General features: G+C 56.5%; 12 protein-coding genes. 3 read left to right on the top strand and 9 right to left on the bottom strand.

Features of this window, described 5'->3' with window-relative positions:
- Window positions 1–388 precede the first annotated feature (388 nt).
- Both HMPREF2975_RS12975 and HMPREF2975_RS11780 read right to left on the bottom strand, forming a co-directional pair.
- Complete coding sequence (locus HMPREF2975_RS12975; RefSeq protein WP_257525666.1) at window positions 389–517, bottom strand: hypothetical protein; 129 nt, start codon at window positions 515–517, stop codon at window positions 389–391.
- Between the two features lie 12 nt (window positions 518–529).
- Complete coding sequence (locus tag HMPREF2975_RS11780; RefSeq protein ID WP_058237810.1) at window positions 530–1,039, bottom strand: hypothetical protein; 510 nt, start codon at window positions 1,037–1,039, stop codon at window positions 530–532.
- A 101-nt stretch (window positions 1,040–1,140) separates the two neighbouring features.
- Here HMPREF2975_RS11780 and HMPREF2975_RS13160 point away from each other — a divergent pair, with 101 nt between their 5' ends.
- The 3 genes from HMPREF2975_RS13160 to HMPREF2975_RS11765 all read left to right on the top strand — a co-directional run bounded on the left by HMPREF2975_RS13160 (window position 1,141) and on the right by HMPREF2975_RS11765 (window position 2,592).
- The gene (locus HMPREF2975_RS13160) at window positions 1,141–1,323 is read left to right on the top strand and encodes a transposase (RefSeq protein ID WP_082628667.1); all 183 of its coding nucleotides are present in this window, start codon (window positions 1,141–1,143) and stop codon (window positions 1,321–1,323) included.
- 290 nt (window positions 1,324–1,613) lie between these two features.
- Entirely contained in the window at window positions 1,614–2,006 is a 393-nt protein-coding gene (locus tag HMPREF2975_RS11770; protein ID WP_141757434.1) for a hypothetical protein, read from the top strand.
- Window positions 2,007–2,283: 277 nt separating this feature from the next.
- Window positions 2,284–2,592 (top strand): hypothetical protein, encoded by a 309-nt coding sequence (locus HMPREF2975_RS11765; RefSeq protein WP_058237808.1) that lies wholly within the window; start codon window positions 2,284–2,286, stop codon window positions 2,590–2,592.
- On the opposite strand, the gene HMPREF2975_RS11760 is transcribed toward HMPREF2975_RS11765, so the two are convergent.
- From HMPREF2975_RS11760 to HMPREF2975_RS11730, 7 genes are all read right to left on the bottom strand, one after another.
- Window positions 2,554–3,609, bottom strand: coding sequence for a S66 family peptidase (locus HMPREF2975_RS11760; protein ID WP_058237972.1), 1,056 nt, complete (start codon window positions 3,607–3,609; stop codon window positions 2,554–2,556). The two genes, HMPREF2975_RS11765 and HMPREF2975_RS11760, sit on opposite strands and share 39 nt — an antisense overlap.
- A gap of 103 nt (window positions 3,610–3,712) precedes the next feature.
- Window positions 3,713–5,554, bottom strand: a complete 1,842-nt coding sequence (locus HMPREF2975_RS11755) for a glycoside hydrolase family 35 protein (RefSeq protein WP_070728246.1) — start codon at window positions 5,552–5,554, stop codon at window positions 3,713–3,715.
- On the bottom strand, window positions 5,551–7,212 hold the full coding sequence (locus tag HMPREF2975_RS11750) for an ABC transporter substrate-binding protein (protein WP_083314577.1): 1,662 nt from the start codon (window positions 7,210–7,212) through the stop codon (window positions 5,551–5,553). The genes HMPREF2975_RS11755 and HMPREF2975_RS11750 overlap by 4 nt, the downstream gene beginning before the upstream one ends.
- Window positions 7,213–7,246: 34 nt before the next feature.
- Window positions 7,247–8,080 (bottom strand): ABC transporter ATP-binding protein, encoded by an 834-nt coding sequence (locus HMPREF2975_RS11745; RefSeq protein WP_070728241.1) that lies wholly within the window; start codon window positions 8,078–8,080, stop codon window positions 7,247–7,249.
- A complete protein-coding gene (locus HMPREF2975_RS11740; protein WP_070728238.1) occupies window positions 8,067–9,077 on the bottom strand; it encodes an ABC transporter ATP-binding protein in 1,011 nt (336 codons plus the stop codon). The genes HMPREF2975_RS11745 and HMPREF2975_RS11740 overlap by 14 nt, the downstream gene beginning before the upstream one ends.
- The gene (locus HMPREF2975_RS11735; RefSeq protein ID WP_070728235.1) at window positions 9,074–10,021 is read right to left on the bottom strand and encodes an ABC transporter permease; all 948 of its coding nucleotides are present in this window, start codon (window positions 10,019–10,021) and stop codon (window positions 9,074–9,076) included. The genes HMPREF2975_RS11740 and HMPREF2975_RS11735 overlap by 4 nt, the downstream gene beginning before the upstream one ends.
- On the bottom strand, window positions 10,021–11,091 hold the full coding sequence (locus HMPREF2975_RS11730) for an ABC transporter permease (protein WP_141757433.1): 1,071 nt from the start codon (window positions 11,089–11,091) through the stop codon (window positions 10,021–10,023). Before HMPREF2975_RS11730 ends, HMPREF2975_RS11735 begins: the two co-directional genes overlap by 1 nt.
- Window positions 11,092–11,138: the final 47 nt, after the last annotated feature.

Raw genomic sequence — 11,138 nt, 5'->3', positions numbered from 1 at the left:
GCCACCAATAGACACACAAATTGTCCGGTAACCCTTCATTTTGATACAAAGTGAGCGTCCTATTTTTGTGTTGCGCGGAGGGGCGGTTTGGCTTGTCAGCGCAGGTTTGTGGATTTTACTCGCTTGTCTATATGCGTCTGCGGGGGTCGCCGAGGTGATGCGCCTGAGGCTGATTTCAGCTAGTGGGTGCGTGCCTGGGAGTAGCCGCTAAAAAGTGTTGCTGGCGCTAAAAGGTTTGTATAGTGAACAGACTTCTTAGATCCTTTTTCTATTTTCTACTGGTAATCATGCGCGAGATCCGAGGCGTAGAGCATTATAGCTTCCCCAGCTTGGCGGATGGCTTGGCGTATATGTTCGCGTTTGAGGTCCAGTGAGCGTAGCTGGCCGTCTACTTCTGCGAGAGCTTCGATACGGCGGTATTGGGAACCGTGTCTTTCAGCGTAATCTGCATAGCCACCGTCCCCAACGAGGCAACCGCGCCATCCTCGCTTTTCAGTCGTTTCGATATCCGATTCATGGACTTTCCTATCTAAAGGATCTTGATAGATTTAGCGACTTTATCCAGATTTGCCTGGTTCTCTTTTTCGAACATGGCAGCAATGGAAACCACCGTATTGTCGTCAATCTTTATAAACCAGGCACGGCTCGTCAGGTTTTGATCACTAATCGTGAAGTCCAGGGTACGCACGTCATGTCCCTGCATTTTGATGTTTTCCACCCGACCTGGCTGTAGGTTGTACTCAAACCCGGTCGCTTGGGAAACGAACGTACCTTCTGCCTGTGGAATCTCAGTTACGTTAGGATCCTGATTACCGACCACATAGTTATACAGGTTTTTTGAAGCGTGGATATTGCTCCAGTTAAAGAATTCTCCTTCCGTATTGTCATAATCCTTTGGATAGGCAAACTCAACCTTGCCAGCAACTGTGTCAGTCATCCAGCCGTCGGGTACTTCCGGCGCTGCCTCTCCACCACCGGCGCAACCGGCCAGAGAAACTGCACAGACCGCAAACATGGCCCAAATCGCTTTGTGCTTCATTACACCCCTTTCTATCAACACCGACGATACACCACTACGTGAGTGTTACCACTGGTTTAGTGGACACCCAATTGGTACGGATGTTGTGTCCGTAGGAGAGGATGTTCATTGTGAGTCAGCAACGTAAGGGGGTTACACCGGAGTACCGGCGCGAGGCCGCGTATCTAGTGATTGAGTCCCAGCGCCCGATTGCTCATGTGGCGAGGGAAATTGGTGTCGCTCCTGGGCTTTTGGGCAAGTGGGTCAAAATGAGAGGGAGTGCCGAGGTGCCTGCGATGGGATGAGCGGGGCGGATCTTCGGGCTGAGAATGCTCGTCTGCGTCGTGAGTTGGCAGAGGCCAGGATGGACAACGAGTTTTTGCCAAAAGCGATACCCTTCTTCGCTGCGAAGCAACGCGAACGAAAAAGTTCGAACTAATGTGGCAGGAGAAGGCGAATTAAAGTTTCAAGCGTATGGCACGCCTGTTGAGGGTGTCTCGGTCCGGATACTACAAATGGGCTGGCAATCAGCAACTATTACAAGGAAGAACAACGGTTGATTTTTGCGTATTCTCCGAGCCGTGCGAGCGGTTCGGTGGCTGAGAAAGGGATGCAATCCGCGGCGGCGCAACGCTACATTGCTTTTCACGAGGCTGGCAAGGCTCAATGGCAGGGAATTCTTGATGAGGCTAAGCAGCCTTCGAGTGGTGTGTCTGGGATTCCTGGGGCTGTGGGTGGTGTGTCGAAGGTGTCGAGTGATCCGAAGGATGTTTTTGCGAAGTATGCGGATCGTCTGGAGGGCCTGACGGATGCTTTGAATGATTCCCAGAAGGCGACTTTGGGCATGATGTATAAGCTCGCTTCGAAGAAGGGAGGCGAGGACTCTATGCAGAAGGTTGAGGAGAAACTCGGTATTGACCTCGGTTCGAAAGCGGGTCTGGACAAACCAACCGCTGCAACGTCGTCGCATATTGAAACCGAGGCATAGCGCTTTGGAAGTATTTACGAAGCACCCTCGTGATTTCAACTATTTCCTGCGTTGTTGACTCACAATGAACATCCTCTCTTACGGACACATCATCCGTACTACTTGGGTGTCCACTAAACGAGGGTAACCTCTAAACCGTAATCTCCGTCTCCTTGACCGAAAATCGAAATCTACGAAACTGACGGAAACGAGGCAGACCTTTTCGACCTCTTTCGTTCTAACAGCTGTGAATAGTTACCCCAGTGGCATACGGGATCACTTCAGGTGTAGGAATTTGATGAGGAGCCACATCAATCGAGCAGAATTCCTGAAAATGATGGCTGCTGGCCAGGCACTCACACCCGGAAGTGAAGCCACGGAGTTCATGCATGCCCGCGCAGTCCAGACCCGGCTTCTGTGTCAGCAGCTGAACTCAGGGGTGCACAGCGCCGAGCAGCTCCGCGACATCATTCAGCAGATCACCGGCGAACCTGCCAATCCAACACTTAACGTGGTGACTCCCCTGACTATCGACTGCGGCATCAACCTGCATTTTGACGAGGGCGACTCACACGGATGCGAAATGTGCAATCACCGCGCCCGCTGACGGGTCAAGCGTGATTTCACCACCATAGGGCAGGACAAGTTGCGGTCGCGTATGGCCAAACGGCAACCCGATACACACCAGCAGGTCGCGCGTGTAGTCAACGATGTTGGACAGAAGGTACTCGGTGTAGGCCTCGCGGCGAGCCGTGACCACAGCTTCCGGCTCGTCGGGCATCTCGCGATTACGCACCACAGGACGGGCGAACACCAGACCTGCGGCGGCGTCCAGATACCCACGCTCCCCCATCGCGCGCACCCAGCGTCCCACATAATCCGGCGGTGGCAGCATTTCGGATGTCTCCAGCAGAAGAATCGCACCTTCGAGTTCACGCGCCGCCGGCAGACGGTCCGCGAGCGCCAGCTGATCGATCACTTCCATGCAGCCGCCCCAGGTGCGCCCTCGTACAAGTGCGTCAGGGCCGATAAACTCGAGGGGAATTGCGCTTTCTCGTCGGACAGGCTCAGTCAGTGCCTGTGGCGTCGACCAGTCCCACCCGTAGTCCTCACTGTCTTCAGGCATGGGCAAGGGCAGGTCTTCCTGACCAAAAAGCGCTGCACGCACCGTTGCCAGGTGCTCGCTATCCACACCAGGGCCACTTCCGAAATGCACCATGGAGGCGCCACCGTGATATGACGCGATTCCGTTGCGCCACAACCAGTTCAGGATATTTGTGTTGTCACTGTATCCGAACACCGGTTTCGGGTCGCGTCGGGCCAGAACAGGGTCAAGGAACCGGGTGATCCGGATCTGATCGTCGCCGCCCACGGTGGTGAAAATGGCGCGGATCTGCGGATCAGCAAGTGCGGCATTGAAGTCCCTGGCGCGATCAGCTGGTGACGCATTCATTGCCGCCGTGGTGGGGTATTCAACCACTTCCACATTCAGCAGCTCTTCCATGCGCGAGACCGCCTGGCGGTGAACCTCCGGGAAATAAGCCGGTGCCGCCCACGCAGGTGACAGCAGTGCCACTTTGTCGCCAGGCTCTGCAGGAACAGGTGCCGAAATCTGGTGTGCCATGGTTGCCATCGTAGAGCCACCGCGGGCACCTCTCCATGCACTCAGGCCCTGGCTGCGCCGAGCCAGGGCCTGAGATGTGTCCGCACCAACGGTTCCAGTGCTTCTAGTCCTCCGTGGTGAACAGCGGATGGTCGATAAGTGAGACCGAGGGGTGCTCACATTCCAGATCCAGCACGGTGATCCGATGTCTGCCGGGTTTGAGCAGCGGCGACGGGACGTACAGTGCGTGCTGTGGCCCGATATTCCAGAAACGCCCCAGGCAGAAGTCATCAATCCAGGCGATGCCGTGACCGCATTGCGATACGTCCAGGTAGGCGTCCGCCTCGTCCTCGACGTCAAATGCCGCCGAGGCAAGAACTGGCAACCCGGCCGAAGCGCTGTGCTCAGAATTCGCCCCGTTCGCTTCCTCGCATGCGGCAAGGAGCGATTCTGGCGAAAGCGAGACAACCTGCCAATTGTTCAGGAAACGCACCCCATACCAGATTCCTCGAACGACTCCCTTAGGATCGCCCAGGTGGGGGCCAAAGTTCACACGTCCCAGGTTCTCGACGAGTATTTCCAGCTCAATCGTTGCCCCCTCGAGCGATTGCCTCTCCGCAACATCGCCCAGCGCAGGCTCCAGCGATATTTCCTGGTCAGGATTGTTGCGATCAGCAACTCCCAGGAAGACCCCATTACCCCACACGTAGGCCCTGTCGTGCAGCTCCATGAACCGAAGCGGCACAATGGCGCCGTCAGACCAGGGGAAGACCGTGATCTCGCGTTTGAGCAGCTGGAATCCCAGGTCGATTCCCGCTTCTTCAAAGGTGGGAACCCACGGCCAGCCTTCACCTTCACTGTGCCACAAAGACAGCGTGCGCAGGCTGTGGGAGCGTTCCAACTGCAGATCCAGGCACGGCTGCATTGTGGGATTTTCCGTGATCCCCAGGCGTTCGCGTTCTGCCTCGTAATCGGGAAGATCCCGGTAGCGTGCGATCGTCTGTCGGTAGGCGTGGAATTTTGCCGTGAGCCTTCCGTCTTCAGCAATGGGAGCGTCGTAGTCGTAGCTGGTCGTGGTCGGCTGGTAGTCCTCCGCCTGGTTCGCACCGGCCCACAGGCCAAAGTTGGTGCCTCCGTGCGCCATGTAGAAATTGACACTCATGCCGTGCGAGAGCATGAAATCAAGTTCGTTCGCACAGTCCTGGGCGTCTCTGTCGTGGTGAGGTTCTCCCCAATGGTCAAACCACCCGTTCCAGAACTCCATGCACATCCCCGGCCCGCCGTCTGTCCACTGAGACAGCACGGGGAGGACCTGTTCAGCTCGCGACCCGAAGTTACCGGTCGGATACGCGCCCTCCACGGTTCCGGCAGATAGCCACAGGGAAGCGCCACCATCGCTCGTCACCAGGAGTTCATCGATCCCACGATCGGTGACCATATCGCGCATAATCGCGAGGTATTGCGCGTCATCCCCCCATGAACCATATTCGTTTTCCACCTGGACGGCAATGACGTTGCCACCCCTGTTGGATTGGCGCTGCGCCACAATCGGGATGAGCTGATCGAACCAGCGGGACACTTCCGCTAGGAACTTCTCATCGCGGCAGCGCAGCCGCAGGGATGTGTCGTGCGTCAACCACGACGGCAGGCCGCCGTTTTCCCATTCGGCACAAATGTAAGGCCCTGGTCGCACAATCGCGTCCAGGCCAAGCTCCGCCGCAATGTCGAGGAAGCGGCCGAGGTCTCTGCCACCTTCAAATGACACAACCCCGGAAGCCGGGGCGTGAAAGTTCCACGCCACATATGTCTCGACGGTATTGCAGCCCATCAGGGCCAGCCGCTTGAGACGGTCTTCCCACAAATCCGGGTGCACTCGGAAATAATGCAGTGCGCCGGAAATGATGAGATGCGGTTCATTGCCGCGCAGGAACTGCGCGCCCCGCACTTCCAGTGTTGATCGCGTCATGATGATTTCAGATTCAAAATATTGAGAATAGCGTCTGCCGGCAAGGTGTTATTCGGTACCCAGGTAGTTTCTCCCTGAACAGGCCAGCCTGTCCACCTCATCGAGTTGAGCTCGGCTTTCCAGCCGGCAGTTGCTGTGGCGATGAACGGGGCCTCCTCAGCCAGGATCTCCTGTGCTTCGACAGCCAGCTTCTTGAATTCATCATCCGTGCTTCCCGGTGGGAATTCTCCAAGCTTGACGCCGATCTCATCGAGACGCTCGTTCTTGAAGAACATCTCGTTGCCGTCGTTCTTTTCTCCAGGCGTTCCGACGCGCGCCGAGTCAAAGTGCGTAACGATGTCCGTGATCTGCAGACCCTGCGTCGGGCTCGAGGACATCATGCCGTAGTCGCCCGATTCGACCAGCTGAGAAAATGGCTGGTCAGCCAGCTGGTTGATTCCCACTGTCAGGCCGAGGTTCTGCTTCCACTGGTCAGCTAGGATCTGCGCCGTCAGCACCCATTCGGTGTAGGGCTGGTAGACATCATATTGCAGCGTGTAGGACTGTCCGTCTTTCACCAGATTGCCGTCGACAACCTCCCATCCGGCGTCAGCCAGATCTTTCTTGGCGGCTTCGACATCCAGCTTTGCTTCCTGACCACTCGCGAGGATATCTCCGTACACGCTCGGGTCAAGACCAGCCTTCGTCGGCACTGAGTATCCAACGTTGACAGCCTTCGCGGCAGCTTCCAGGTCAATCGAATCGCGCAGCGCACGCCTGACTGCGGGATCGTCGTACGGTGCTTTCATCGTGTTGAAGACGATTCCGTCGCTGGTGCCCACCGGGTAGAAGGTATAGCTGAAGTGCTCGGGGTCCTTGCTGACGTATTCTTCATCAGCGTTTTCCCACCCGGCCGTGCCGTAGTCAATTGTCCCCTTCTTCAGGGCGTCCTTGGCGGCGTCAGCACTCATGGCCATGATCTTCACGGTCTTGACGTCAGTGGATGTGTCACCCCAGTAGTCGTCGCGCATCTTCAGTGTCAGCTGCTGAGGCGAGAAGGAATCAAGGACGAGGGGACCCGTCCCGATCGGCTCAGGGTTGGTGAAGGTAGCCGGATCCTCGTCTTTCCACACGTGCTCCGGAATGATCTGGCGCTTTGCGAATGAAACCAGGTCAGCGAACGCCGGTTCGTCGTACACGACCTTCACATGAGTGTCGTCGATAGCGCTGACTTCCTTGAATGGGTAGAACGCCTTGGTCTTTCCGTCGATCACGAGCTGCCAGGTGAACGCCACATCCTTCGCGGTGAATGGTTCACCGTCGCTCCACGTCGCATCGTCACGCAGGGTGAATGTCAGTTCTGTTCCATCCTCATTGAATTCCCATGATTCAGCAAGGAAGGGAAGAACCTCGCCGGCCTTGGTGCGATCAAGACGAACCAACGGCTCATAGAAGAACGCTGTGCCCGGCGTAACCGCAGTTGCTGTCGGGGAGAACAGGTTGAAGTTCTGACTCCAGGTGGTTCCGCCCCAGCCGGCAATCTTGACCTCGGAGCTCGATGCGTCTCCGGAGGCACTCGATGATGCCCTGTCTCCCTTGTCGAAGGAGCACCCGACGCCGGTCAGCGTCACCGCTGACAACAGGCCGACTGCCAGTGCTCGTCTCCATCTCCTCATCATTGTGTGACCTTTCTGGTACGTAGTTGGATTTCTTTTATCGTTTTTTCGTTCTCTTGACTCGCCTGCTCGGATCCGGTGCAGCGCCAATCAGAACCCGCGTATAGTCGTGCTTAGGTTCGTGCACAATCTGTTCGGTCTGGCCCACTTCAACCAGCTTCCCGTGATACATCACGGCCATCCGGTCAGACAGGTATCGCGCACTGGCGATGTCGTGCGTGATGTACAGGATGGACACGCCACGTTCATGACGCAGCTCATCGAGCAGATTCAGCACACCGATTCGTATCGACACGTCCAGCATCGACGTGGGTTCATCTGCCAGCAGCACAGACGGCTCCACAGCCAACGACCGCGCGATGGAGACGCGTTGCCGCTGCCCACCGGACATGGAACTGGGATACCGGTCGATGAACTCTGAGGCAGGAGTCAGATGCACGGTTTCCAGCAGTTCCAGTGTTCGCTGCTCAACTTCCTGCCGACTAGTGGCGCGACCATGCAGTTTCAACGCTCTGCCGATGATGTGACGCACCGTCTTCAGTTTGTTGAGCGAGGCAAACGGGTCCTGGAAGATCATCTGCACCTGCCCGTAGTACTCAATAGGCTTGATGCGGTTCGGCCCGCTGAGGTTCACCGTCTTGCCGTGCAGCAAAATCTGCCCGGAATCGATGTCACCGAGGAGGGCAAGGGCACGCGCCAGCGTCGTTTTTCCAGATCCCGATTCACCGACGAGGGCGACCACTTCACCCTTGTGCAGCTCGAGGCTGACATGATCGCAGGCAGTGACAGTGCTGCGTCCACCTGATTGTGCCTTGCCTTCAAAGGTGACGGTCACATCTTCAGCGGCGAGAACCACTTCAGTTTCGGGCATGGTCGTTCCTCCTCTCCACCATGACGGGGCAGGCCACTGAGCGCCTACCGCCAAGTTCAATCAGAGCGGGCGGTTTTTCCTCGCACCGCGCTTCTCTGAATTCACAGCGCGGCGCAAAGGGGCAGCCTGGTGGCAGATTCAACAGGTCGGGAGGGGTGCCAGGAATCTCGTGGAACTTACGCTTGGGCTGGGTCAACGAGGGGAAAGCATCCCGCAGACCACGCGAATACGGGTGGATCGGGTCATCTGCAAGGTCCTCGCCATCAGCAATTTCAATGAGCTTGCCGGCATACATGATTGCGATGCGATCAGCGATCTCGAGGAGCAACGACAGGTCGTGCGTCACGAAAATGACCGAGAATCCCAGCTTTTCCTGAAGTGCCAGAATCTCGTCGAGGATCTGGCGCTGCATGACGACATCGACGGCAGTGGTCGGCTCATCCATCACGATCAGTTCTGGATCGCATGCCAGCGCCAGCGCGATCAGTGAGCGCTGCCGCATCCCTCCGGACAATTCATGCGGGTAACGTGTCATGGCGTCAGGGCCAATGCCAACATCTTCCAGCAGCGACACTGCGCGTTCCTGGCGAGCCTTCTTATCCATCCTGGGATTATGGACTGCCAGCACGTCATCGAACTGTTTGCCCAGACGCATCACCGGGTTCAGGCAGGCCATCGCCGACTGCATCACGATTGACAGATCAACCCACCTCAGGGGGCGGATCTGGTCCTCACTGGCACGCGCCAGATCGATGACCTTTCCGTCTGGGGAATAGTAGCGAATTGCGCCAGATGCGATAACGGCGGGCGGTTTTTGCAACCTCATTATCGCTGTCAGAAGCGTCGATTTTCCGGAAGCTGATTCACCAGCCACGCCCAAGATCTCGCCTCGATGCAGCGTGAAGCTGACATCGTTGCACGCCCGCGCATCGGCGTCAACACCAAGATAGTCGACGCACAGGCTGTCAACTTCCAGCAGTTTCACTGGCTCTGTCATGAGGTCACCGTCCCTGTATCTGCGCTCCACATCACGGGCTGATCGCTGGATCGAATCTCTCGGTCACGTTTCCTGTTGAACTTGCGGGTGATGCTCGTCAATCGTGCGTTCAGTGAGGGGTTCGTGATTTCATCCAGACCGAAGTTCACCATTGCCGTCGCAAAGCCGATCAGGGCGATACAGATACCTGGTGGCAGGAACCACCACCACATGCCGCGCAGCAATGCGCCCTGCTGTTGTGCCTGCCCGATCTGCATACCCCAGGACATTCCGTTTGTATTTCCAATACCTAAGAATGCGAGGGAGGATTCAGCGAAAATGCCAGCCACCAGAGCACGCAGGAACATTGCCGAAATGATGCCGCCCAGGTGAGGCACGATTTCGACCATGACGATTCGCCACCTCTTTTCTCCGATTGAACGCAGAGCCGCAGTGAAGTCTCTGTTGCGAAGAGAAAGCGTTTGCGAACGGATGACTCGCGCACCACCGGGCCACTCCAGGAAGCCGATAATCAGGGCGATCATGACGATCCCGGCATTGTTGATGTAGCCGGCGATGATGAACATCAGTGCAAGGCTTGGGAGGGTCATCAGCACGTTCACGAAAGCCATCGTCACCTTGTCGATCAGGCCGACTGAGTATCCCGACCATGTTCCGACCAGGACAGCGATCACCGTTGCCAGAAGACCGGAAATCAAACCGACGAATACCGATCCGCGCGCGCCTTTCACCGTCTGCGCAAATACGTCCTGTCCGGCAAGGTTCGTGCCCAGAAGGTGTTCGCTGCTTGGCGCTGACCCCATGTTTTCGTAGTCGACGGCTGCCGGGTCCAGGTTCATCACTGTGGTAATGAACAGTTCACCGAAAATCGCAACGATCAGGAAGAAGATCAGGACAGAAATTCCGACCTGTACTTTGCGGCTTGAGAGAAATTGCTTGAGCATCAGTTCTCCCTCGTTCGAGGATCGAGAACCACGTACAGGGAATCTGCAACGAAGTTAGCGATCAGGACGGCAAAAACAATCATGAGGAAGATGTTCTGCATGACTGGATAATCCTTCGCGAGGATCGACTGCAGCAGCAGGTAACCGATCCCGGGGTAGGTGAAGACGATTTCACTGAGGACGACACCACCCACGATGCCTCCCATTGCCATGGCCAGATTCGTAATATTCGGCAGGAGCGCGTTACGCGCCGCGTAGCGGAACAGCACGGTTCGCTCGGGCAATCCCTTTGCTTTTGCCAGCGTGACGTAATCTTCCGAAATCGTGGTCACCATCATGTTTCTCATCGAGAAAAGCCATCCGGCAAAACCGATCAGGATGAGGGTGAATGCGGGCAGTGCGCCATACCGCAGCACGCTCATAACGAAGTAGAAGTTATTGATGTCGAAAGGAACATCGGGGTCATATCCACCTGCACCAGGGAACCAGTTCAACTGGAAAGAAAAGACCCACAGCACGACCATCGATACCCAGAATGCTGGGAATGATGAGAACAACGTTGAAGCGGGAGTGAGGATGTTGTCGAGGCGCGATCCCGGGTTCCAGCCGACGATGGCTCCCAGAGCAGTTCCCACGAGCCAGGCGAGTAAAGTTGTCACACCTACCAGCAGGACGGTCCACGGCAACGCACCACTGATGAGTTCTCCCACGCTGGTCGGGTATCGCATGACGGAGATACCGAATTCGCCGTGCAGGACGTCCGAGATGTAGGTCAGGAACTGTTCCACGATGTTCTTCTGCGGATCACCGTAGAGGGAATACATCGACTGAACCTGTTCTGCACTGAGCTTGGTTCCCGTTTGTTGTTCGATCTGGCGGGTCAACGTGACCACCGGATCGCCGGGCATGAAGCGCGGAATGGCAAAGTTCAAGACGACTGCCACAAAAGCAGTGACGACATAGAATCCCAGGCGTTTGAGCAGATAGACCAGCCCGCTTGGACTGTGTCGTTGCCGTGTCTTTTCCGCAGCGGTAACTTCTTCTACGGAAGCGACTCCTTCTCGAGACATCGGCACCCTCCCTTGGGTTACGTAGTCGATTCTTCACGCTACAAGTT

This window comes from Actinomyces sp. HMSC065F12 (assembly GCF_001814535.1).
Lineage (GTDB): Bacteria > Actinomycetota > Actinomycetes > Actinomycetales > Actinomycetaceae > Pauljensenia > Pauljensenia radingae_A.
The sequence above is the reverse complement of the archived record's forward strand: the minus strand, read 5'-3'. Positions and strand labels throughout refer to the sequence as shown.

Excerpts from the sequence above, each read along its gene's own strand:
- HMPREF2975_RS12975 (WP_257525666.1), bottom strand. The coding sequence starts at position 517 with ATGAATCGGATATCGAAACGACTGAAAAGCGAGGATGGCGCGGTTGCC.
- HMPREF2975_RS11780 (WP_058237810.1), bottom strand. The coding sequence starts at position 1,039 with ATGAAGCACAAAGCGATTTGGGCCATGTTTGCGGTCTGTGCAGTTTCT.
- HMPREF2975_RS13160 (WP_082628667.1), top strand. The coding sequence starts at position 1,141 with ATGTTCATTGTGAGTCAGCAACGTAAGGGGGTTACACCGGAGTACCGG.
- HMPREF2975_RS11765 (WP_058237808.1), top strand. The coding sequence starts at position 2,284 with ATGAGGAGCCACATCAATCGAGCAGAATTCCTGAAAATGATGGCTGCT.
- HMPREF2975_RS11760 (WP_058237972.1), bottom strand. The coding sequence starts at position 3,609 with ATGGCACACCAGATTTCGGCACCTGTTCCTGCAGAGCCTGGCGACAAA.
- HMPREF2975_RS11755 (WP_070728246.1), bottom strand. The coding sequence starts at position 5,554 with ATGACGCGATCAACACTGGAAGTGCGGGGCGCGCAGTTCCTGCGCGGC.
- HMPREF2975_RS11750 (WP_083314577.1), bottom strand. The coding sequence starts at position 7,212 with ATGATGAGGAGATGGAGACGAGCACTGGCAGTCGGCCTGTTGTCAGCG.
- HMPREF2975_RS11745 (WP_070728241.1), bottom strand. The coding sequence starts at position 8,080 with ATGCCCGAAACTGAAGTGGTTCTCGCCGCTGAAGATGTGACCGTCACC.
- HMPREF2975_RS11740 (WP_070728238.1), bottom strand. The coding sequence starts at position 9,077 with ATGACAGAGCCAGTGAAACTGCTGGAAGTTGACAGCCTGTGCGTCGAC.
- HMPREF2975_RS11735 (WP_070728235.1), bottom strand. The coding sequence starts at position 10,021 with ATGCTCAAGCAATTTCTCTCAAGCCGCAAAGTACAGGTCGGAATTTCT.
- HMPREF2975_RS11730 (WP_141757433.1), bottom strand. The coding sequence starts at position 11,091 with ATGTCTCGAGAAGGAGTCGCTTCCGTAGAAGAAGTTACCGCTGCGGAA.